General features: G+C 66.1%; 18 protein-coding genes and 1 pseudogene. 13 read left to right on the top strand and 6 right to left on the bottom strand.

The features are described from left to right. The coding region (locus tag HTS88_RS22040) for a hypothetical protein (RefSeq protein ID WP_217432790.1) at nt 1–182 on the bottom strand (182 nt) is incomplete at its 3' end. A gap of 549 nt (nt 183–731) precedes the next feature. On the opposite strand from HTS88_RS22040, the gene HTS88_RS20795 reads away from it, so the two are divergent. Then, on the top strand, nt 732–1256 hold the full coding sequence (locus HTS88_RS20795) for a hypothetical protein (protein ID WP_174181911.1): 525 nt from the start codon (nt 732–734) through the stop codon (nt 1254–1256). A 148-nt stretch (nt 1257–1404) separates the two neighbouring features. On the opposite strand, the gene HTS88_RS20790 is transcribed toward HTS88_RS20795, so the two are convergent. Then, on the bottom strand, nt 1405–3420 hold the full coding sequence (locus HTS88_RS20790; RefSeq protein WP_174181909.1) for a beta-galactosidase: 2016 nt from the start codon (nt 3418–3420) through the stop codon (nt 1405–1407). Nucleotides 3421–3595: 175 nt separating this feature from the next. On the opposite strand from HTS88_RS20790, the gene HTS88_RS20785 reads away from it, so the two are divergent. From HTS88_RS20785 to HTS88_RS20760, 6 genes are all read left to right on the top strand, one after another. Continuing rightward, nucleotides 3596–4888, top strand: a complete 1293-nt coding sequence (locus HTS88_RS20785) for an ABC transporter substrate-binding protein (protein WP_174181907.1) — start codon at nt 3596–3598, stop codon at nt 4886–4888. A 47-nt stretch (nt 4889–4935) separates the two neighbouring features. Then, nucleotides 4936–5889, top strand: a complete 954-nt coding sequence (locus HTS88_RS20780) for a carbohydrate ABC transporter permease (protein WP_174181905.1) — start codon at nt 4936–4938, stop codon at nt 5887–5889. Then, nucleotides 5886–6803 carry a carbohydrate ABC transporter permease gene (locus HTS88_RS20775; RefSeq protein ID WP_174181903.1) on the top strand — a complete coding sequence of 306 codons (918 nt, stop codon included), beginning with the start codon at nt 5886–5888 and terminating at the stop codon, nt 6801–6803. Before HTS88_RS20780 ends, HTS88_RS20775 begins: the two co-directional genes overlap by 4 nt. A gap of 18 nt (nt 6804–6821) precedes the next feature. Then, nucleotides 6822–7451, top strand: a complete 630-nt coding sequence (locus HTS88_RS20770) for a Poxvirus protein I5 (protein ID WP_174181901.1) — start codon at nt 6822–6824, stop codon at nt 7449–7451. 4 nt (nt 7452–7455) lie between these two features. Next, nucleotides 7456–8724, top strand: coding sequence for an MFS transporter (locus HTS88_RS20765; RefSeq protein WP_174181899.1), 1269 nt, complete (start codon nt 7456–7458; stop codon nt 8722–8724). A 137-nt stretch (nt 8725–8861) separates the two neighbouring features. Then, nucleotides 8862–10151, top strand: a complete 1290-nt coding sequence (locus HTS88_RS20760; RefSeq protein ID WP_174181897.1) for an ABC transporter substrate-binding protein — start codon at nt 8862–8864, stop codon at nt 10149–10151. Nucleotides 10152–10161: 10 nt separating this feature from the next. Here the strand turns inward: HTS88_RS20760 and HTS88_RS20755 are convergent, their stop codons facing one another. Beyond that, nucleotides 10162–13557, bottom strand: coding sequence for a family 78 glycoside hydrolase catalytic domain (locus HTS88_RS20755; protein WP_343045040.1), 3396 nt, complete (start codon nt 13555–13557; stop codon nt 10162–10164). Further along, nucleotides 13512–14759 (bottom strand): Gfo/Idh/MocA family protein, encoded by a 1248-nt coding sequence (locus HTS88_RS20750; RefSeq protein ID WP_174181895.1) that lies wholly within the window; start codon nt 14757–14759, stop codon nt 13512–13514. The genes HTS88_RS20755 and HTS88_RS20750 overlap by 46 nt, the downstream gene beginning before the upstream one ends. 242 nt (nt 14760–15001) lie before the next feature. Between HTS88_RS20750 and HTS88_RS20745 the strand changes: the two genes are divergently transcribed. The 6 genes from HTS88_RS20745 (at nt 15002) to HTS88_RS20720 (ending at nt 20602) form a co-directional block, all read left to right on the top strand. Then, entirely contained in the window at nt 15002–15685 is a 684-nt protein-coding gene (locus tag HTS88_RS20745; protein WP_174181893.1) for a YesL family protein, read from the top strand. A 143-nt stretch (nt 15686–15828) separates the two neighbouring features. Further along, on the top strand, nt 15829–17358 hold the full coding sequence (locus HTS88_RS20740) for an extracellular solute-binding protein (RefSeq protein WP_174181891.1): 1530 nt from the start codon (nt 15829–15831) through the stop codon (nt 17356–17358). After that, nucleotides 17359–18333: an ABC transporter permease gene (locus tag HTS88_RS20735; protein ID WP_174181889.1), complete on the top strand. Its 975-nt coding sequence runs from the start codon at nt 17359–17361 to the stop codon at nt 18331–18333. Further along, nucleotides 18333–19205: a carbohydrate ABC transporter permease gene (locus tag HTS88_RS20730; protein WP_174181887.1), complete on the top strand. Its 873-nt coding sequence runs from the start codon at nt 18333–18335 to the stop codon at nt 19203–19205. The genes HTS88_RS20735 and HTS88_RS20730 overlap by 1 nt, the downstream gene beginning before the upstream one ends. A gap of 26 nt (nt 19206–19231) precedes the next feature. After that, nucleotides 19232–19924, top strand: coding sequence for a rhamnogalacturonan acetylesterase (locus HTS88_RS20725; protein ID WP_174181885.1), 693 nt, complete (start codon nt 19232–19234; stop codon nt 19922–19924). Further along, a complete protein-coding gene (locus HTS88_RS20720) occupies nt 19925–20602 on the top strand; it encodes a DUF1961 family protein (protein WP_174181883.1) in 678 nt (225 codons plus the stop codon). 5 nt (nt 20603–20607) lie between these two features. Here HTS88_RS20720 and HTS88_RS20715 read toward each other — a convergent pair whose 3' ends face one another. Then, complete coding sequence (locus tag HTS88_RS20715) at nt 20608–21630, bottom strand: DUF808 domain-containing protein (protein ID WP_174181881.1); 1023 nt, start codon at nt 21628–21630, stop codon at nt 20608–20610. A gap of 162 nt (nt 21631–21792) precedes the next feature. Then, a pseudogene (locus HTS88_RS20710) lies at nt 21793–22349 on the bottom strand (hypothetical protein); the annotation flags it as partial.

Genomic DNA, 22349 nt, shown 5'->3' with positions numbered 1-22349 from the left:
AGGCCGTCAGCCGCGACCGGAACCGACAACAGGGAACGGGAGACGTCAGCGATCGAGGGCAGGTCCGCAGAAGTCATGGTGCCAGAGTCAAGGCGCCCGGAGGCCGCCGGCGAGGGACGAGCGACAGACACATCAGGCCGGCGCCCTGCCTGCCCCGCCCCCAAAACCCCAGCCGTTTCCATAACCCAACTCTGCCAAAGACCACCGACAATAACGCGTCCCCAATCCCCTATGTGGAAAACTTTGGCAGCGCTGCGTACCCCAGCACACCGCCGGCCAAAGCACATCTACCTAATGCCCCACTCCAGTAATCTGGACCTCCCCTCTTTAGCGCTGCTGCAGGATACGGCGCCCCTCAGAGACGTAAAATTGTCCTACTGGGAGGTGCGAACTGGCCTCAGCGTCGCCTGCCATTGGTGGCATGCACACCGCCATAAACTGGGAATCGGTGGCTTCATATTTGCAGCGTTTGCACTGAAAGAATCCCAATATCAGCAAGAATAATCAGCCGGATTCGGCCATCTCTTGAGTGGCGAGGACAGCACACCTTTGATGCTGCCGCCGCTCGCCCCATGTGAAAGGCGCAGCCCAAACCGAGTGCTGCGGCCGGGTGGTTTTGGGGAACTTTAGAAGTTTCCGAAGCACGCAGGACCGGTGAGTGCCGATCCGCCAATTCCTTTAATCGCTGCCTTTCGGCATGAGGCCAAAGGCATCTGCGGAAAGTATGAAAAATGAAGCTATCACTCCGCCGCGTCCTGGCTCTGTTCGCTGCACTACTCATCGCCGTCGCAACGGGCATGACAGCGGCACAGGCCGCAACAAACTTCGACAACGCTCCCCAGGGAGCCCACTACACGAAGGGCTCTGCCGAACCCGTCTGTACCCTCGATGAACTCACTGTAACCTGCACCGGCACGGAGATTGCGGGCGTCGGGAACACCAACGCGACGGTGACCCTGGCCGTCACCAGCACATTCACGGGCGAGTGCCAAAACCCAGGTTCGAAGGACAAAGTCGTCGACCCGTTCACGGAATCCGACACGAATACAACCAGCGAGGTGGTCACCTCAACAAAGAACGGCAGGCTGAAGGTCCCGGCGCAGTCCGAAACCGGAGAGAGCTCGGAGGAATTCCTGGCCGATTTCTCTTGCCCGAACCCGAACTGGACTCCCGTTGTCTCTGGCGTGGCCCTCAGCTACATCTATACGCTGACCTTCGAGGGGTTCACCGAGCCGGCCATTAGGATCACGGGTTAGTCGACACTTCAGTGAGGTAGGGGATAACCCCTGCCCAGCTGCCCCTGACAATTCGCAGCTTCTCAAATCTGCGGACGGCACGCCCCGGAGGATACATTCTGTGGCCTTCGGGGCTTACCCATGCCTGGCGACCTACCGAGTAGCCGACTCAGTCCTCCGCGATCACCGCAACGCTGCCTGCTTCCACGGTGCCGGTGAACCGCTCGCCGGAGAGCACGTCCGTGCCGGATGCCCGCACTGTTGCCGCTGCCCGGGTGTGGTTGATGGCGAACAGGAAGCTGCCGCCGTCGGCCGAGCGCCGGCGGGCCAGCTCGACTCCCGCGTCGGCCTCGGCGACGGGGGAGACCCCCGATTCCGCCAGCAGCCGGTCCACCAGGGACTCGATCCCGTCACGGTCGGGGAACGTGGCCAGGTACCACGCGGCGCCGGTTCCCACTGCCCGCCGGGTCAGGGAGGGAACGCCCTCCAGGGGGTACCCGGTGAACGTCTGGAGTGCCTCCGCGCCGTCAAGGTGCACGTGCTCGCTCCAGATGGAGGACACCGTGCCGTCGCTCAGCTTCAGCTGCGATCCGGCCAGCAGCGGGTGGAATTCCTCAACGCGTACGCCCAGGAGTTCCCGGAATGCCCCCGGGTAGCCGCCCAGCCGCACGTGGTCCCTCTCATCAGTAATCCCGCTGAAGTAGCTGACAAGGACGGTCGCCCCGCCGGCAGCGGCAGCGGCAATGTTGGCGGCAGCCTCATCCGTCACCGAATACAGCGTGCAGACGAGGACCAAGCCGTAGCCGTCCAGCGACGCCGACGGGTGCACCATGTCCACTGAAACGCCCCGCAGGTACAGTGACCGGTGGAAGGCCCGCAGCAGGTCCAGGTACCGCACGTCAATGCTCGGCTTGGAATCGATTTCGCTGGCCCACCAGGCCTCGTAGTCGAACACGATGGCCGCGCGGGACTCGACCCGCGAACCGCGGACCGGTGCCAGCAGCTGGAGTGCAGCGCCCAGGTCCACCACCTCGCGCCACACCCGGGTGTCCCGGCCGCCGTGGGGAACCATGGCCGAGTGGAACTTCTCCGAGCCCGCAAAGCTCTGCCGCCACTGGAAGAACATCACCGCGTCCGCGCCGCGAGCCACATGCGCCAGCGAGTTCCGCAGCATTTCGCCGGGCATCTTGGGCTGGTTGCGCGGCTGCCAGTTAACGGCCGACGTCGAATGCTCCATCAGGATCCACGGGTCACCTCCCGCAATGCCACGCGTGAGGTCCGCGCTGAACGCGAGTTCGATGTGCCGTTCGGGATCTTCCGCCACCAGGTAGTGGTCGTTGGCGATGACATCCAGGTCCTTGGCCCAGCCGAAGTAGTCCATGGATTTGGTGGCGCTCGAAGCCATCAGGTTGGTGGTGCAGGGGACTGCGGGGGTGACTTCCCGGAGGACGGCAACCAGGCTGCGGTAGTAGTCCATCAGCGCCCAGGAGTTGAAGCGCTGGAAGTCCAGCTGCTGGCCGGGGTTAAGCGTGGACGGTGCAGCACTGGGAGGAAGGATCTCCTCAAAGGAGCCGTAGTGCTGCGACCAGAACGCTGTTCCCCAGGCGGCGTTGAGTGCATCGATGGTCCCGTACCGCCGCTTGAGCCACAGGCGGAACGCGGCAGCATCTTCCTCGCCGTAGAACTCCGAAACGTGGCAGCCCAGCTCGTTGTCCACGTGCCACAGCGCCAGGGCGGGGTGGTCCTTGTACCGTTCCGCCAGCACGCGCGTGATACCGGCCGCGTACTTCCGGTACACGGCCGACGACGGCGTGTAGTGCCGCCGTGACCCCGGTCCCAGCGTGGTGCCGTCAGCCGTGACCGGCAAGATTTCCGGATGCCTCCGCACCAGCCATGCCGGGGGAGCAGCGGTGGCGGTGGCCAGCGCGACCTTGACGCCGATGCCGTGCAGGTTGTCCAGCACGTCGTCGAGCCAGCCGAAGTCGTACTGGCCCTCAGCCGGCTCAAGCAGGGCCCACGAGAAGATGCCGACGCTGAGGAAGTTCACTCCGGCCTCCTGCATCAGCTCCAGGTCCTCCAGCCTGACGCTGACCGGCCACTGCTCCGGGTTGTAGTCGCCACCGAAAGCAATGCCCTCGATGTTGTTCCAAACGCTGGCCGCGCCGGGGTTCGCCTGGTGGGTCATGGGACTCCTTTGTCTGCGGTGTGGATGATCACGCGGCGGAAACCAGCCGCTTGGAAAACGCTTGCCCATTTGCGGGAATAGGGATATTGTATCGTTTCAGAAGCCGTGTAAGCCAGCTCACTACTTTGGTTGTAGTTGAGGTCGGGGATTGCACACACTGAGCAAGGAGGCTCCCATGATCAACAGAAGGCATTTCCTCACCACCGTGGCCGTCGGCACCGCATCTGCCGCAGCTTTGGCCGCGTGTGGAACGGGATCCGGCACCAGCGCTGGAGAGACGGGCTCCGCGGAGAACCCGGTCACCATCAACTACACCTGGTGGGGCAACGATGACCGCGCCGAGCGCACCCGCAAGGCGATCGCCCTGTTCGAGGAGAAGAATCCGGACATCAAGGTCAACGGCAACTTCACGGACTTTGCCGGCTACTGGCAGAAGCGCGCCACCGAGGCCGCCGGCGGCGGCCTGCCCGACGTCATGCAGTGGGACCTCTCCTACCTGCGTGACTACGGCCAGCGCAACCAGCTCCTGGACCTGGGCACCGTGAACATCAACACGGACGCCTTCGAGAAGTCCCTCCTGCCCTCCGGTCAGATCCGCGGCAAGACCTACGGCATCCCCACCAGCACCAACGCGTTCGCTGTGTACTACGACCCCGCCAAGCTCGCTTCCCTGGGCATCGCCGAACCGGACGGCTCCTGGACCTACAAGGAATTCAATGAGTTCCTGGCCGAGGTGGGTGCCAAGAGCAACGGCGAGATCTTCGGCAGCACGGACTACACCGGCGTCTGGTGGATGTTCAACATCTGGCTCCGGCAGAACAACATCGAAGCCTTCACCGAGGACGGCAAGCTGGGCTTCACCAAGGACGACCTGAAGAAGTGGTGGAACCAGACCGCCGCCCTGCGCGGCACCCCGGCCATCGTCTCCGAAGAGCGTGTCACCCAGCTCGCGCCCAAGTCCCCGTTCGGCTCCAACGTCACCGCCACCGAAGTCACCTGGGACAACTTCATGGCCGGCTACCTGGCGGACAGCGGCGCGAAGGAACTCAAGCTTGCACCGGTCCCCTCGGACGACCCGGACAACCTGGGCCTGTTCCTGAAGCCGTCCATGCTGATGGTGGCCAGCGCCAAGACCAAGTTCAAGGATGCTGCTGCCCGCTTCATCGACTTCATGGTCAACGACCCCGAGGTGGGCCAGATCTTCAAGACCTCCCGCGGTGTTCCGGCCTCCAAGACCCAGCGCGACGGGACCACCTTCGAAGGTACGGACAAGCTCGTGGTGGATTACGAGAAGTCCATCGAGCAGTACCTCAAGGACGCTCCGGAGCCGCCGATCGTCGGTTTCGGCACGCTCGAGGCCTCCTTCAAGCGCGTTGCCTCGGACCTCAACTACGGCAAGCTCACCATCGACGGCGCCGCCGACGCGTGGTTCAAGGAAGCCGAAGACCTCATCAAGCAGAACGCCTGACCAGGCACCTTGCCTGCCAAAGCCTTCATGACTGACGGAATGAACTCGTGACCCAAAGCCCAACACTGAGCAGGCGCTCGTCGTCGTCCGCTTCCCCGCTGCCGCGCAAGTCGCGGCAGCGCGGGGCGGACGCCCGCGCCGGCTACACCTTCCTGCTGCCCTGGCTGCTGGGATTCATCGCCCTCACTGTTGGGCCCATGATTTCCTCGCTCTACCTCTCCTTCACCAACTACAACCTGTTCGAGCCGCCCAAGTGGATCGGCCTGGACAACTACACCACCCTCTTCCAGGACGAACGGTTCCTGCAGTCGGTGGGCGTGACGGTCTCCTACGTGGTCTTCGGCACCCCTCTTAAGCTTGCCGCGGCACTGGCAGTGGCCATGCTGCTGAACAGCAAGCGGCGCGGCCAGGGCTTCTACCGCTCCGCGTTCTACGCCCCGTCCCTGATCGGCGCATCAGTCTCCATCGCGATCGTCTGGAAAGCCATGTTCGGCGATGCCGGCCCGGTGGACCAGGGCCTCTCCTTCTTCGGGATCAACCTGGGCGGCTGGGTAGGCAACCCGGCCATGACCATGCCGATGTTCATCCTGCTGACCGTATGGCAGTTCGGCGCCCCGATGGTGATCTTCCTCGCCGGCCTGAAACAGATCCCGGCGGACCTCTACGAAGCGGCGTCCATGGACGGCGCCGGCCCGGTGCGGAAGTTCTTCAACATCACCTGGCCCATGCTCTCCCCGGTGATCTTCTTCAACCTGCTCATGGAAACCATCCACGCGTTCCAGATCTTCGCTTCGGCGTACATCATCTCCAACGGTGAAGGCGGCCCTGCCGGATCCACCCTTTTCTACACCCTCTACCTGTACCTGCGGGGCTTCAGCGACTTCCGGATGGGCTACGCCTCGGCCATGGCCTGGCTCCTGGTGATCGTCGTCGGCATCATCACCCTGATCTTCTTCCGCACGTCCAAGTCTTGGGTCCACTACAGCGGTGATGCAAAATGACAAGCACGGCAACCCCCACCCAGACCCTGCCGGACGCAGAACTGGCGCATTACAATCCCAAGTCCGAGTCGGCCGGGACCAAGCGCGCCAAGAGCACCGTCTTCCACCTGGTGGCCCTCGCCCTCACGGCGGTGGTCCTGTACCCGGGCCTGTGGATGATCGCCTCGGCCTTCAAGCCCAACGCCGAAATTGGCGGCTCCAACACCTCGCTGTGGTCCAACAACTTCAGCTTCGACAACTTCGTCACGGCCATGGACGGCATCGGCGGGGTATCCACCCTGCAGTTCTTCACCAACTCACTCATCCTGGCCATCGGTGCCGTGGTGGGAACCATCCTCTCGGCGTCCGTGTCGGCGTACGCGTTCGCCAGGATCAAGTTCCCCGGCCGCAGCATCTTCTTCGGCATGATGATCGCCACCCTGCTCCTGCCCTTCCACGTGGTGATCATCCCGCAGTACATCGTGTTCCAGCAGCTGGGCCTGGTGGACACCTACGTGCCGCTGCTGATCGGCAAGTTCCTCGCCGCCGACGCGTTCTTCGTGTTCCTCATGGTCCAGTTCATGCGCAACCTCCCGGCCGAACTGGACGAAGCAGCACGCATCGACGGCGCAGGCCACGTCCGGATCTTCACCTCCATCATGCTCCCGCTGATGAAGCCGGCCCTGATTTCGACGTCCATCTTCTCCTTCATCTGGAGCTGGAACGACTTCCTGGGCCCGCTGCTCTACCTCAACACCCCGGACAAGTACCCCCTGCCGCTGGCCCTGCGCCTCTTCGTGGACCAGACCCAGTCCTCGGACTACGGCGCCATGATCGCCATGTCCGTCCTGGCCCTGCTGCCGGTGCTGATCTTCTTCCTGGTGTTCCAGCGGTACATTGTTGAAGGCGTCTCCACCCAGGGCCTCAAGGGCTGACGGAAAACGAGACAGAAAATGAGCGTCATGGACAGCACCACACCCGCCCCCAACCACCACGAACCCGTCCCGGTCAACCGCTTCGCGCTGTTCTCCGAGACCCTGCTGGCAGGGGTGCTGGTGCTGGTGCTGTCCCTTCCGCTGGTGACGATCCCCGCCGCTTATGCGGCGGGGATCGCCCATCTGGAGCGCCACCTCTCGGGCCGGGACGATTCCGTCCGCGGCCTCTGGGGCACGTTCAAGGCTGCCTTGCCAGGCAGCTGGAAGCTGGGAATCACGACGGCGGCAGCCGCCGTCGTGATTGTCCTTAACCTTTTGCTCGCTTGGGTGGGGCAGCTCCCGGGCCGGGAAGTGGTGCTGCCGGCCACCCTGATCCTCGCGGCCGCCGGAGCAATCCTGCTCCTGCGCACCGCCGCCGCGTGGTCCGATGCCGCCGGCGCCCACACAGATTCCCGCACCTCCTGGCGCTCAGCGCTCGAGGCCGGCCAGGCGCTGTCCCTCAAGGACTGGAGCGGGTCCCTCCTGCTCGCTGCCGCGCTCTTCGGGGCCGTGGTGTTCGTCTGGATGCTGGCCGCCCTCTTCGTGGTGGTTCCCGGCACCCTGATCCTGGCGGCCGCCGCCGTCAAACTGCGCTCCACCCGCGCCTGAAGCAGTGCCTTTCAACCGCCAGCGTGCCCGGCAGTCCCGACGCGCCCGCACACACCAACCGGCCTGGTACCAGCCGCTGACGCAACGCAACTACCGCCTCTTCCTGGCCCTGGTGTTTACCGGCAGCGTGGGCGTGTGGATGCAACGGCTCGCCCAGGACTGGCTCGTGCTGCAGCTGACCGGCAGCCCCGCCGCGGTGGGGGTGGCCGTTGCCCTGCAGTTCCTCCCGATGCTGGTGGTGGGACCCCTGAGCGGCCTGCTGGTGGACATGTTTCCCAAGCGCCGGATCATGCTGTGGTGCCAGGCCGTTATCGCCGTCCTGGCCCTTGGCCTCGCGGCGTGGGCGGCGAGCGGAACCATCACCGTCTGGGCCGTTTATGCCAGCTGTGTGGCACTGGGCGTCACGTCGGCCATCAACCAGCCGGCCAGCCAGGTTTTTGTCAACGAGGTGGTGGGCGACGCCAACCTCCGGCCGGCCATCGGCCTCAACAACGCCCTCGGCCAGCTGGGCGCCATGGCAGGTCCCGCCGTGGGCGGTGTGGTGATCGCCCAGGCAGGATCGGCTGCTGCGTTTGCGGCGAACTCCGTGCTGTGCCTGCTGGTGCTCTGCCTCATCGCCGCCATCCGCCCCGCCGAGCTGCATCCCGGCACCCGGGCGGCGCGCGGACGCGGGCAGCTCCTGGCCGGGTTCCGGTACGTCCGGGAACGGCCGTCCCTGCTGTTGGTCATCGCCCTGGCCGGGCTCTTGGGAATGTTCGGCATGAACGGTCCGGTGGTGCTGGCCGCCTTCGCCGAACGGGTGTGGCACAACGGCGTTGAAGGCTTCAGCCTGTTCAACACCGTCAGCGCCATCGGGGCCCTGGCCGGTGCGCTGCTGGCCGCCCGGCTGCGGAGTTTGGAGCGGAAAGGCATCGTGGCGGCTGCGGGGCTGTTCGGCCTGTCCCAGCTGGTGGCGGCCCTGATGCCCACCCTTACCTTGTTCATCGTGATGCTAGTGGTGGTGGGGCTTATGACCCTCCTCTTCCTCACCAGCGCGGCCACCGCCGTCCAGCTCGAAGCCGGCCCGGAAATCCGCGGCCGCGTCATGGCCCTCTACCTTCCCCTCCTGCTGGGCGGGCACGCACTGGGAGGCCTCCTTGCGGGCTGGCTCACGGAGCAGTTCGGCGTGCGGACCGGACTGGTGGCCACTGGCGGGCTGGGCATGCTGTCCGCCCTTGTCATTGGTCTGTTGCTGTGGCTCCACGGGCGCAGGGCGGGTGCCAGGCAGGCCTGATTGCCGGCCGATAGAGAGTCATTGCCGTCTCCCGGCAGTGGCTCCTCTAGAAGCCTTGACGCGTGCGCCAGCTCACACCTAGGCTGTGGGAAACCGGTTTCTTCCAGGTTCCAGCAACCCGCGCCAAAGGACAAACGATGATGTTTCGCGCCCAGAAATCCCTGCTGCCCAAAGCCGCCGCCGCGGCGGCAGCCCTCTCCTTGGTCCTGACCGGCTGCGGCAGCTCTCCCCAAGCCGAGTCAGAGGGGCCGGTGACCCTGCGCTTCAGCTGGTGGGGCTCGGACACCCGGCACAAGATGACGGAGAAGCTGATTGAAGCCTTCGAGGCGGAGAATCCCAACATCGACGTCGAAGGCGAATACGGCGACTGGTCCGGCTACTGGGACAAGCTGGCCACCCAGGTGGCCTCACAGGACGCCCCGGACATCATCCAGATGGACGCGGCCTACCTGGGTGAATACTCCGCGCGCGGCGCGCTGCTCGAGCTCAAGGATGTGGACCTTTCGAAGTTCGACCAGCCCGTGGCGGACTCCGGCAAGGTGGACGGCAAGCAGTATGCCGTGACCAGTGGCGTGAACGCCATGGTCGTCCTGGCCAACCCCTCGCTGGTTTCGGCCAGCGGAGTGGCCCTCCCGGACGATGAGGCCTGGACCTGGGAGGACCTCAACGACACCGCAGCGGCCATCACGGCAGCCAGCCCGGACGGCGTGTACGGGACGGGCCAGGTGAACAGCGATGCCGCGGCCAACCTGTGGTTCCGGCAGCACGGCAAGTCGCTGTTCACCCCGGACGGGGAGCTGGGATTCGATGAGGCGGCCCTGGCCGAGTGGTACGGGTACCAGGCGAAGATGCGCGACTCCAAGGCAGTGCCCCCGGCCTCGGTGATCACCGAGGACGCCAGCGCTTCCATTGACCAGCAGGGCTTGTCCACCAACAGGTTTGCCATGAACATGTACTGGTCCAACCAGTTGGGCGCCCTGAGCAAAGCCTCCGGGCAGGACCTCGAGATCCGGCGCCCGCCGAGCCTGGGGGGCAAGGCGTCCGAAGCCCGGCAGTTCTACAAGTCGTCCATGTTCTGGTCCGCCAGCTCCCGGACAAAGCACCCGGTGGAAGCGCAAAAGTTCATCGACTTCGTCACCAACAACCCCGTAGCCGGCGAGATCGGCCTGGCGGACCGCGGCATCCCGGCCAACTCGGAAATCCGCGAGGCCATAGCCGCCAAGTTGAGCCCTGCGGACGCGAAGACGGCAGCGTTCATCGACGAGATCTCGGACGAACTGGGCGAGGGCGTGCCGGTGCCGCCCGCCGGTTCCGCCGCCGTTGTGGAGGTCCTGGGCCGCTACTCGCTGGAGGTCCACTTCAGCCGCCTTTCACCGCAGGACGCGGCTAAGAAGGCCATGGACGAGGCAAAGAGCGCCCTCCTCTGACCAGTGGTGGCTACGCCCGGGGCGTGAAGCTCCACGTCCCGGCGTGCACCCTGAAATCCCGCGTCGCGTGCTCGGCCGGCTGTGTCCCGGCGGCTTCCGCAGCGGAAGGAACGACGGCGGCCTCCGCCGTCGGGTGCGTATCCCCGGACGTGACCGTGTACTTGCCGGCTGGCAGCCGGACAACGGCCGCCGTCCCGGCAGGGACCGTGCATTCCAGCCGCATCTGTCCGCCGTCCCGGGTCCAGCCCGCTTCCACATAGCCGTTGTTCACGGGCACCGTGCCGCTGGCGTGGTTTAGCCGGCACAGCGGAGGCTCGATCAGCAGCTCCGAGCCTCCGGGGGAGCTGAACCGGACGCCGAGCAGGTGGTCCAGGATCTCCTTGACCACTGACGCGGACCAGGCGTGGGACTGGCTGTAGTCCGTTCCTTCCACCAGGTCCCAGGCTTCCCAGGTGAAGGTGGCGCCGCGCTCCAGCAGGTTGGCCCAGCCGGGCTGGTCCTTGTCCGTCAGGAGATCCAGCACCGCGTCCGTCATGCCCTGGGAGAGCAGCGCGCGGACCAGCCGGTGGACTGTCAGCGGCCCCTGCTTCATCCCCATCGAGGCGATCCGCAGCGCATCGGCGGCGGCGTACTCCGGAGCGGTGACGCCCAGGGAGAGCGGGAAGGACGCGGCATGCTGGGAGGCGTGCGGGCTGGGGGTGCCGTCGGCGTGCAGTCCGTCCACCATCACCCCGTCCACTCGCAGGCGGGTGCGGATTGCGTCGGCCAGCCGGCGGGCGGAGGAGGCATAGCGGACGGCGGCATCATGATCGCCTGCCACGCTGCAGAGCCGGGACGTGGAGACCAGGGCAGAGTAGGCCTGCGCGTTGACGGTGGTCTTCGCGGCGCACTCCATGTCGTAACCGAACCGCCCGGGTTCGGGCCAGTCAACGATGCCGTGCAGGTAGGGGCCGGAGCCGCCGCCCAGCCGGGTGACCAGTCCCGCCGTCGGCCCTTCTTCCGGAACGTACCGCAACGCGTAGTCGGCGGTGTTGCGCAGGTGCGGCAGCAGTTCCCGGACCAGGCCAAGGTCCCCGGTGCGCAGGTGGTACTCCTCGGCCCACTCCGGGACCATGAGGGAAAAATCAGGAATGTCGCGCTTGCCGTCGCCGTTGGGGTACACGGCGTTGTAGCGGCCGCGGTCCTGCCCCTCGGACCAGTAGCGGACGGCGGACCAGGCGAACTCCCGCAGCGCCTGCGCCGTGTAGGCGTGCTCCCCGAAGAGGGCCATGGTGGCATACGAAATGTTCACCGCATCCGCCAGGAACTGGCCCTTCTCCCGCGTGGGCGTGTCCACGAACTGTTCCTGGACGCCGTAGAGGGCCGAGTCGCGCAGCAGCCCGAAGACGCGGTCCAGCACAAGGTCCGAGCTGTTGAAACCGCCCTCCGCCGGATGGCTGCCGTGCGCCAGCACGGCACCGACCCGGGACACCTCGGCGGCCTCCACGCCGGGAAGCTCAAGATAGCGGAAACCCAGGTGCACCGTGGCGCTGAACTGCTGGGGCCCGGCCGCCTGGGTGTACGGAAAGGACATGTCCGTGTTCTGGCTTGCGGTCTTTCCCGCGTCCACCCGTCCGTCGGGCCGGAGGGCGTAGCCGGCCCGGATCATCACGGTGCGGCCGGGAACTCCGTCCAGGAAGTCCACCTCCGGGCACCCGGGAAGAACCTGGCCAAAGTCCGCCACCATGGTGCCGTCGTCGGCCGTCAGGAAAGCCTTGGGAGCAACAAACCCGCCGGCCAGGAAGGTTCGGCGCGGGTGCAGCCCGGGGGACTCCGCTGACGGGTGGCGGCCGCAGCTGATGGCGGGCGGCAGGTCCGGGAAAGATGGAGACGGGGAGGACGGCGCGGCGGCCAGGGCCCGTGCGGCCTGCCCGTCCAGGTGTTCCACGGGGTCGCCCTCGTCATTGCGGTACCCGGACTGCCGGTACGGCGCCTCGCCGGCTGACCACTCCGGCCCGGAACAGAAGGCCTCGCGGCGGCCGTCCGTGTACTGCACGCTGATGCGCACCAACAGGCCGGGGAGTCCGGCGGCACGCCCCTGGCCCGGGCCGTACCAGTGCAGCACTGCCGTCAGGGGTACAGCTGCGCCCGGAGGCTGGGCCGCAAGCAGTCCGGTCACGTCCGCGGCGTCGTAGTAGCCTTCGCCCGGATAGCCGAAAGAGGTTGTTGCCAGGCAGGGGACACCGGCCAGGGAGATTTGCGCGTGGTGCTGGGCCGCCATGAACAGCCGCGCCCGGCGCACCGGGCCCGTGAGCTGCAGGGTGCTGCGGAATATTGTCCATTCGTCCGGCTGGCGGTGCGCCGTGGAGGCGGCCCACTGCGCCAGGCAGGCGCGGGCGTGGTCCCCGCTGGCGTCGAAGCGGTGGTCCAGCAGGACGGCGCCGGCACTGCTGATACGCAGCGATGCATACTCGGCCTGGCTGCGGGGGCCCTGGTGCAGGGCCGGCCTCCCGGCGGACCCGGGAGCCGCGGGCTGGTGCACGTCAAGCAGTTCCACGCCGTCCAGGGAGACGGTGATGGTGTTGCCGTCGTCGGTGACCAGCAGGTCCTGCCAGGAGCCGGGCACCAGGTCCTTGCCGGGCAGCCGCGCCTGGCGGACATCCAGGTCCCGGTCCGCCCGGGCCCTGGCCAGCTCCGCGGTTTCGGGGACGGCCGGGGCTGGAATTTCCCACACCGGGGCGTGGCGGATGACCACCTCCCCGGCCGTGTTGAGTTCCAGCAGCAGGCCGGTGCCGGGGCCGTTGCTGCGAAGGATGAGTCCGGCCCAGCCCATGACCGGGCGGACGCGGGCTTCGAGGCGGATGGTGCGGGCAGGCGGGCAGGGAACCGGCAGGTGGGGTGAGCCGGCCACGCGGAGGGCGTTGTTGAGGATTTCCAGCGGGGCGCGGCCGCCGGGGGCGCGTCGGATCCAGTCGGCCTGCCAGGAATCGTCCGGGAGGCCTGTGCTGAACATCTTCGGAGTAGACCATTCCCCGGGCATTCCTGCGGCGTCGCGGACCCGCACCCGCCACGCGTAGTCCGTGTCGCCGTCGAGCGCAGGCCCGTCATAGGTGACCCCGCGCTGTGCGGGGGAGGGCACCGGACCGGAGCTCCAGAACTTGAGCCCCTGCGCGTCCTCCACTGTGACCTCGTAGCCGGTCTGCAGGGCCCGCGCCGGATCGGAGCCGTCCGGCTGGGCCAGCTGCCAGCTGAACGCGGGCCGGAGTGATGCGGTCAGGCACTCGGCGAGGCCTTCCGTCAGCAGGTTGACGGCGTGCAGCTGGCCCCGCGCTTTGGGTATGGCCGTGGCAAGTTCCGGGGTCGTGGCAGGCTGCGGGCGCATCAGGAAGCCGGCACGCTGAAGGTGCAGGGGGCGGATGTTGCCCACGGCAGGCGCAGCTCGCTGAAGGTAGCGTGCTCGCGGCCCGCGCGTTCCAGGGCAGCCTCAATATCAATGACGACGGCGTGCGCTGCGTCCCCGTCGCCCTCCCACCTGACGTGGGCCTCACCGATGACAGCAGGCAGCGGAGCGGTCCGGACCGCTTCCAGGACCAGCATGAAGGCGCCGCTGTCCGGGAGGGGGCTGATCAGCGGGGATCCGGAATTGCGGTGGGACAGCAGGTTCCCGGTGAGGTCCTCGCGTCCGTACGTCTCCTCGGTGGTGCCCGACGCCGTGGTGACGGTGAGGCGGTCCTCCGTGTAGTGGAACATGGCGGTTCCCGCGGAGCCCTGCAGCGTGACGTAGGGTTCCACGGATTCGGAAGCGCAGATGGTCAGGGCGCAGGTGATGGGCAGGCCCGAGGCTGTCCGGATGCGGATCACCGAGGTGTCATCCGACTCAATGTCGTTGGCGCGGTAAAGTTCGGTTTCCACGGAGGCGACGTCGGCCGTGGTCCTGGCCCCGGCAATCCTCAGTGCTGTTGCCACGGCATGGGCCAGCGGATTGGTGGCCACACCATCCACCACGTCCACACCGTTGATGCTGCGCTTCCCGGCCCACAGGGAGCGCTTGTAGTAGGCCCGGTCCCGGACCCAGCGGCCCGTGGCGGAAATGCCCTGGAGCGTGCCGAGGGTGCCGGCTGCCACCAGGTTTTCGATTTCCTGCAGGGCGTGGGAGCCGAGGCTCTGGAAGCCGATCTGCACGCTCCTGCCTGACGCCGCTGCGGCGTCACAGAGCCGGTTGAAATCGGCCAGGGACGCCACCGGGGGCTTCTCCAGGTACAGGTCCGCGTTGGTGCGCAAGGCAGCGAGCGCCAGCGGGGCGTGGGTCTGGATGGGGGTTGCCACGATGACCAGGTCCAGGGAGGTGGTGGCGGACAGCAGTTCGTCGAGGCCCGGGTACACCCGGGCCGAGGCCGGAACGGAGCCTGCTGCTGGCGGCTGCGGATCAGCCACGGCAACGAGTTCGACGGCGCCTGCCGCCTGGAGGCGTTGAAGGTTGCGGAGGTGGTGGGTGCCGAAGCCGTGCACGCCGACCAAAGCCACGCGGGCGGCCTTGGGGCCTGACGTTCCGGCGGCAGCGCCGCGGCCAGCCGTTGCTGCTGCCCCGGCGGGCGCACCCGGGCTCTGGGTGCCGGTTGGCGTTGCCATGATTCTCCATTTCCGCCCTGCAGGGCACAGTTGCGTGGGCGCACGCGACGGTCCAGCAAGCGCTTTCCACCCCTCAGTGTGCGTCATGGCACTCTGCGGAGTCCAGCTATGTAACGATTCAAAATTTCACTTGACCTTACTGCCGATGTGCGTCTAGATTTTCGAGAAACCGATTACCGGCGTGATGCGGAACACTTCCGCCTTCGCCTCTGCAACGATGGAGAACTGAAGGGAGCTGCGCCGTGCTGTCTGGATCGTTCAGTGCCCGGGCCTACTCATTCTTTGACACCCTCCTTTGGATCGCCTGCCTGAACCTGCTGTGGATCCTCTTCACGCTGCTGGGCCTGGGCGTCCTCGGCGCAGGCCCTGCCACCGCAGCCGCCCAGATCGCCGTGCGGAAGCGCGCACAGGGTGATGCGGCTCCGCTGCTCCGCAGCTTCGGCGCCAATTACTTCCGGAACTTCGGCCGGGCCAACGTACTCGCCCTCCCGGTGATGGCGGCGGCAGTTGCGCTGTCCATGAACTGGAACTACTTCTCGGCCTCGGAGGGCCTGTTTCCACAGCTGGTGGCGGCCGGCATTTTTGTGGCGGCCATCTTCCTGGCCGGCGCAGCCTGTTACCTTTTCCCGCTGTATGCGAGGTACGAGCTCCCGCTGGGGCAGTACCTGCTGACGTCTTCCCGCTTCGCGTTCCGGCATCTCGCCGGAACTGTCATCCTGCTGTTCATTTCCGCTGCCGCGTTCTATGCCAGCACCACCGTCCCGGGCCTGGTCCCGTTCTTCAGCATCGGGGCCTGGCTGTATGTGACCGGCTGGCTGTGCGACCGGTTCTTCACCGCCAACGATGAATCCGTGGCCGGGACTCCGGCGGCCGGCCCGGAGATCCCCGCGGGGAACGGCTCCCTCCCGTCAGCCTCCGTGGCCTGACAGCCGGGAGGCTGCCCGGCACCCGGGCCCGGGAGGCGCCGTCGGTCTTCCCCCTGAATGCTTCCCCATTGCTTGAAACGTATCAACAAAAACCCTCAACAACTTGACCAATCAAAACCCCAAAGAAGTGGAAAAGGACAACCATGATGCGCAGAAAACTCTCCCTGGCGGCCGCGGTGGTAACGGCCACGGCCATCTCCCTCACTGCCTGCAGCGGCGGCGAAGCCCCGGCCGCGGACCTCAGCACGGTGTCCATCATGGCGCCGTTCCTTGAGGCCCAGCCGCCCAGTGCCGACGGTGCCGTCCAGAAGAAGCTTGAAGAGCTCACCGGCAAGGACATCAACATCACGTGGACCCCCAACGCGTCCTACGAGGACAAGACCAACATCACGCTTGCCTCCTCCGAGATCCCGCACATCATGGTGATCCAGGGCAAGACCCCAGGCTTCGTCAAGAACGCGGAAGCCGGTGCCTTCTGGGACCTGACGGACAAACTCGATGACTACCCGAACCTCAAGACCACTTTCCCGGACATCCAGCAGAACGCCAGCATCAACGGCAAGGTATACGGCGTCTTCCGCGGCCGCGCCCCGATGCGCGCCGCCGTCATGTTCCGCCAGGACTGGCTGGACAAGCTTGGCCTCGAGGCGCCCAAGACCACCGAGGACCTGTACAAGGTGGCCAAGGCCTTCACCGAGCAGGACCCCGACGGCAACGGCCAGGACGACACCTGGGGCATCACCATCCCCAAGTGGGGCGCACTCGGCACCAACAGCCCCTACGACCTCATCGAGGAATGGTACGGCGCCGGAAACCGCTGGACCGAGAAGGACGGGAAACTGATCCCCAGCTTCGAAACGGAGGAGTTCCTCGAGGCCAACCGGTTCGTCAAGAAGATGGTGGACGAAAAGCTCATCAACCCGGACTTCGCCACCTTTGACGGCACCAAGTGGAACGAGCCGTTCTTCAACGGCAAGGGCGGCATCATTGTGGACGTCGACTCCCGCGTCAGCGTCCTGGTCAACCTGTTCAAGCAGGCAGATCCCAACAACTACGAGAACAAGGTGGGCTTCGTGGGCAACCTCGAAGGCCCCGACGGCGAACTCCACGCCCACCCCACCGACGGCTACTCCGGCTTCCTCGCCGTGCCGAAGGCCAGCGTCCGCACCGAGGCCGAGCTGGCGAAGGTGCTGGAGGTTTTGAACACCATGAACGGCAAGGACGTGGCCATCCTGCTCAACAACGGCATCGAGGGCGTGAACTTCACCCTCGAGGACGGCAAGGCCGCCACCATCAAGCCTGAAACCGAGGAATCGAAAGCCGTCTCCACCGATATCAAGAGCTACGCTCAGCTCGGCATGAACGTTGCCGGAAACACCTTCTACCCGGTGAAGCAGCCCACGGAGTACGAGCAGCAGGTCTTCGACAAGCGCACTGAAGTGATGGCAGGGGACCTCAAGAGCGCCGTCTACAACCCGGCCGCCCCGTACGTCTCCGCCACCTACGTCTCCAAGGGTGCGCAGCTGGACAACATCGTGGCCGATGCACGGATCAAGTACCTTGCCGGCCAGATCGATGAGCAGGGCCTCAAGGACGCCATCACGCTGTGGAACACCAGCGGCGGGGACAAGGTCAAGGAAGAGATCAACCAGCTCTGGCAGGACAACAAGTAAATGGCAGCACCTGTCATTGACACCCAGTCCGGGGAGCAGGCGCTCAACACGCCGCCTGCTCCCCGGAAGCGGGGCAGCTTCGCCGTCCATTTCGCGCACTACAAGTGGCTCTACCTGCTGCTGGTGCCGGGGGTGGTGTACTTCGCGGTGTTCCGCTATGCCCCCATGTACGGGGTGTCCATCGCGTTCAAGGACTATGTCCCCTTCCTGGGCGTGAACGGCAGCCCGTGGGTGGGCACCCAGCACTTCCAGGACTTCTTCTCCAACCCGGACTTCCCGCGGCTGCTTGGGAACACGCTGATCCTGGCGTTCCTGAACCTGGGCATCGCCTTTCCGCTGACCATCGTCCTGGCGCTGCTGCTGAACGAGGTCCGCCTTTCCATCCTCAAACGCACGGTCCAGACGCTCGTCTACATTCCGCACTTCCTGTCCTGGACCATCGTGGCGTCGCTGAGCTTCCTGCTGTTCGCCCTGGACTTCGGCCCGCTGTTCTTGTTCCTGAACAACGTGATGGGCACCAACATCGACTTCCTGTCCGATCCGAACTGGTTTCGGCCGCTGATCGTGCTGCAGGAGATCTGGAAGAACACCGGCTGGGGCACCATCATCTTCCTGGCTGCCCTGGCCACCGTGGACCAGGACCAGTACGAGGCCGCCATCATCGACGGCGCCGGCCGGTTCCGCAGGGTCTGGCACATTACCCTGCCCGGGATCCGCTCCACCATCATCGTCATGCTGATCCTTGCCATCGGCCAGATGCTCAACACCGGATTCGAACAGATCTACCTGATGACCAACGCCCTGAACCGCTCCGTGGCCGACGTATTCGACACCTACGTGTACTTCGTGGGCATCACCCAGGGCGCCTACAGCTACTCCACCGCGGTGGGGCTCTTCAAATCGCTGGTGGGCATCGTGCTGATCTTCGGCACCAACGCCCTGGCCAAACGCTTCAACCAGAGCGGACTGTTCTAATGAAGATTCACAACACCACCGGCGGGCGGATCTTCGACGCCGCGAACTACGTCTTCCTGTCCCTGATCGGCATCATCACCCTGCTGCCGTTCATCTACGTGATCGCAGGGTCCTTCGCCAACGAGGCAGAAATTACCCGGCGGGCGTTCTTCGTCTGGCCCGAGCAGTTCACCCTGGGCTCCTACGAATACATCTTCTCCACCCCCGCCTTCACCAGGGCGCTGGTGACCACCATCCTGGTCACCGCCGTCGGAACCCTGGTCCAGCTCGCCTTCACCGTGACCATGGCCTACCCGCTGGCCAAGAAGACGCTCCGCGGACGGCAGGTCATCCTGTCCCTGGTGGTGTTCGCCATGGTGTTCTCCGGCGGCATGATCCCCACCTTCCTGCTGGTCAAGGACCTGGGCCTGCTGAACTCCTACTGGGCCCTGATCCTGCCGGCGGCCATCAACCCGTTCAGCCTGATCATCATCAAGAACTTCTTCCAGGAGCTCCCCGCGGAGCTCGAGGAATCGGCCAAGATGGACGGCGCCACGGAGATCGGCATCCTGTGGCGGATCCTGCTGCCCCTGTCCAAGCCCGTCCTGGCCACCTTCGCCCTGTTCTACGCCGTGGGCATCTGGAACGACTTCATGTCACCCCTGCTCTACCTCTCCGACAACTCCAAGTGGACCCTGCAGATGTACCTGCGCCAGGTCACGGCGTCATCGGACCTGCTCGGCACCGGCAACGTGGACCCGAACTACATCCCGCCCGAGCAGGGCATCAAGTTCGCGGTGATTGTGGTGGCCACCCTGCCCATCCTCATCTTCTACCCGTTCCTGCAGAAGCACTTCGCCAAAGGCATGCTCATCGGCTCCGTCAAGGGCTGAGCCTGCACCACGAGAGAAAGCACAGCATGAAAATCCTGCTCGCCGGAGATTCCACGGTGGCCAACTGCCCCACGCACGAGTACCCCATGAGCGGCTGGGGAGCGCAGCTTGGGCCCCACGTCTACACCTTCGGGGCCGTGTACAACTTCGCCAAGGGCGGGGCCAGCACGGAGTCCTTCCGCGAGGAAGGGCTGTGGGGGCGCCTGCTGGCGGAGGCAGGGGACGGGGGCCTGGTCCTGATCCAGTTCGGCCACAACGACCAGAAGAAGCAGCACCTCGCGGCGAGGACGGGTTACGCCGCCAACCTGCGGACCATGGCGGGGGAGGTGCAGAACCTGGGGGCGCTGCCCGTACTCTGCACCCCGGTGGAGCGCCGGCACTTCCTGGACGGCCCGTCGTCGGACGCTGCTGTCCTGGAACAGAGCCTGGAGGATTATCCGGAGGTGGTGCGGGAGATCGGCCTGGAACTGGGACTGCCGGTTCTTGACCTGAACGCGTGGACCCGCGGGCTCTACCTGCAGTTGGGGCGGGAGGAATCGGAGCCGCTCTTCTGCCACTTCGAGCCGGGGTCCCATGCCTACTGGCCGGACGGCCTGGCGGATAACACCCACTTTTCCCGGCAGGGAGCAGCGCTGGTGGCGGGGCACGTTGCCGCCCAGCTCCAGGAGCTGGACCTGGTGCCCGACGGCCTGGTGCGTACGACGGCGGGACGCGGCTAGGTGGGCACGCCCGGCCCGGAGGCGAGGGTGCTGTACAACAACGCCCTCGCGTCCCCGGCGGATGTGGGGGACTGGGTGGTGGAAGGGCCACTGAACCTGGGGACCCACCAGGGCGCCCTGGAATTGTCAGGTTCACTGGACGACGCGGAATTCGGGGACCATGCGCACTGGACGTTCTGGTGCCCGGTGCAGTTCCCGGACGCCATCCGGATCACCTGGGAATTCCTGCCGCTCGAGGAACCAGGCCTTGCCATGCTGTTCTTCGCCGCCCGCGGGCACGGCGGGCATGACCTGTTTTCCCGTGCGCTGGCACAGCGGACTGGGTACTACCCGCAGTACCATTCCGGGGACATCGATGCCCTGCACGTCTCCTATTTCCGGAATAAATATGAGTCCGAGCGGGCTTTCCGGACCTGCAACCTGCGCAAGAGCGCCGGGTTTGACCTCGTGGCCCAGGGGGCCGATCCGCTGCCGCCGGCCGGGGACGCGGTGGACTTCTACCGGATGGAGCTTGTGAAGGACGGGCCGCGGGTGGCTTTCGCCATCAACGGTCTGCCGCTTTTTGAATGGCACGATCCATCCCCTGCCGCTGCCGTGCTGGGCGGCGGATACCTGGGCTTCCGGCAGATGGCCCCGCTCCGGGCGGCGTACCGGAACCTGGTGGTGGAGGAGCTTTAGCCCGGCTAGGGAGCGGGATCCGCTTTGTGCTTCGTCGGCCGGTAGCCGGCGAGTTCGGCGCGGACGTCACCTTCCTCGTGCTGGCCCTTCTCCTTGCCGAACGGCAGGGCCTTCAGCAGCGGGTGCAGGACAGCCATCACGGCGAGGCCCCAGGCGAGTCCCAGGACGGCTGAGCAGAGGGTGTTCACGAGCCAGGCGAGGAGGCCGCCAATACCTGCGATTCCGGCGACCGGGGCTTCGAGGGCATGGACCAGGTCATACGGCAGGTGCCAGCCGAGGTCGTAGGCGCCCTGCAGCATGATGTGCCCGCCTACCCACAGCATGGCGACGGTCCCGATCAGGGTGATGGCCGCCAGCACGGCGGGCATCCCCTTGACGAGCAGCTCGCCGAAACGCTGCGAGCCCGCAGAATCCTTGGCGGCAAGGTGCAGGCCAATATCGTCCATCTTCACGATCAGTGCCACCGCACCGTACACAAGCACCGTGATGGCAAGGGCCACGACCACCAGGATGGCGGCCCGGGCCCAGATGGATTCGGCGGCCACCTCGTTCATGGAGATGACCATGATCTCGCAGGACAGGATGAAGTCGGTGGTGATGGCGCCCTTGACCACCTTCGCCTCCGCCTCAGGACCCCGCTCGACCGCAGGCGCTTTTTCGTCCGAGTGGTCCCGCCGGATTTTGTGCCAGACCTTCTCGGCGCCCTCGAAGCACAGGTACGTGCCGCCCAGCATGAGGATGAAGGGGATGGCCCACGGGAGGAAGGCGCTGATGAGCAGCAGCGCCGGCAGGATGATCAGCAGCTTGTTCCGGAGCGAGCCCCAGAAGATCCGCTTGATCATCGGCAGTTCGCGGGACGGGTCAGCTCCGGAGACGTACTGCGGGGTGACAGCGGCGTCGTCGATGACCACACCGGCGGCTTTGGCCCCGGCCTTTGCGGCTCCGGCTGCGACGTCGTCCACCGAGGCGGCCGCGATGCGGGCCAGGGCTGCGACGTCGTCCAGCAGGGCGACCAGGCCGCCGCTCACAGACCGCTCCCGCGGTACTTGCGTTCGGACGGCTGGGCGTGGCTGCCTGGGAACAGGCGCGTGATCGGCATGCTGCGATTATACGGTGGCGGGCAGCCGTACCCGCCCTGTCCGCCGCGCGCTGCCGGTGTTCCTTCGAGGCCCGTCCGCTGCCCCGGCCGGTCAGGCCCCGGCGACCGGGAGCACCAGCAGGTAGCCCGCCGGCAGTTCGCTGCTCCAGCGCCGCGGCTCGCGGACCACGAACTGCGTGGCCAGCTGCTCGGGGGTGAGGAGGCTGTTGGGTTCGGGCGATGGGCCCCACTGCCCGCTGCCGTGCGGGTAGAGCGGATCCTGGACGCGGACGCCGGTGACAGAGAACTCCGGGAACCGGGCGGGGTCGCCGATCGACTCGAAACCGCTCATCACCCACGCATGCCGGCCGCTCCACATGACCAGCCCCACCGGCCTGCCCGTGTCAGCGATGGCGCGTGCCGCCGTCTGGAGGGCAGCGCCGTAGTCGGCGATGCTGACAACTGTGTACGGCCCCACGCCCACTTCCGTCAGTACCTGCGCCCACCCGAACGGGTTGGCGCCGTTGTACGAGTTGGACGACCGTGACCGGGCCATCTCCCATAGTTCGCCCTGCTGGGTGGAATCCGCCCACGTACCTCCACCGGTGTCGTCAATAAGGTTGTGCGCCATCTGGATGCTCGCCGCAACGCACCAGTCGAAGGTGTACT

The sequence above is a fragment of the Pseudarthrobacter oxydans genome, assembly GCF_013314975.1.
Classification (GTDB): domain Bacteria; phylum Actinomycetota; class Actinomycetes; order Actinomycetales; family Micrococcaceae; genus Arthrobacter; species Arthrobacter oxydans.
The sequence above is the reverse complement of the archived record's forward strand: the minus strand, read 5'-3'. Positions and strand labels throughout refer to the sequence as shown.

Excerpts from the sequence above, each read along its gene's own strand:
- HTS88_RS20795 (WP_174181911.1), top strand. The coding sequence starts at position 732 with ATGAAGCTATCACTCCGCCGCGTCCTGGCTCTGTTCGCTGCACTACTC.
- HTS88_RS20790 (WP_174181909.1), bottom strand. The coding sequence starts at position 3,420 with ATGACCCACCAGGCGAACCCCGGCGCGGCCAGCGTTTGGAACAACATC.
- HTS88_RS20785 (WP_174181907.1), top strand. The coding sequence starts at position 3,596 with ATGATCAACAGAAGGCATTTCCTCACCACCGTGGCCGTCGGCACCGCA.
- HTS88_RS20775 (WP_174181903.1), top strand. The coding sequence starts at position 5,886 with ATGACAAGCACGGCAACCCCCACCCAGACCCTGCCGGACGCAGAACTG.
- HTS88_RS20770 (WP_174181901.1), top strand. The coding sequence starts at position 6,822 with ATGAGCGTCATGGACAGCACCACACCCGCCCCCAACCACCACGAACCC.
- HTS88_RS20760 (WP_174181897.1), top strand. The coding sequence starts at position 8,862 with ATGATGTTTCGCGCCCAGAAATCCCTGCTGCCCAAAGCCGCCGCCGCG.
- HTS88_RS20750 (WP_174181895.1), bottom strand. The coding sequence starts at position 14,759 with ATGGCAACGCCAACCGGCACCCAGAGCCCGGGTGCGCCCGCCGGGGCA.
- HTS88_RS20740 (WP_174181891.1), top strand. The coding sequence starts at position 15,829 with ATGATGCGCAGAAAACTCTCCCTGGCGGCCGCGGTGGTAACGGCCACG.
- HTS88_RS20735 (WP_174181889.1), top strand. The coding sequence starts at position 17,359 with ATGGCAGCACCTGTCATTGACACCCAGTCCGGGGAGCAGGCGCTCAAC.
- HTS88_RS20730 (WP_174181887.1), top strand. The coding sequence starts at position 18,333 with ATGAAGATTCACAACACCACCGGCGGGCGGATCTTCGACGCCGCGAAC.
- HTS88_RS20725 (WP_174181885.1), top strand. The coding sequence starts at position 19,232 with ATGAAAATCCTGCTCGCCGGAGATTCCACGGTGGCCAACTGCCCCACG.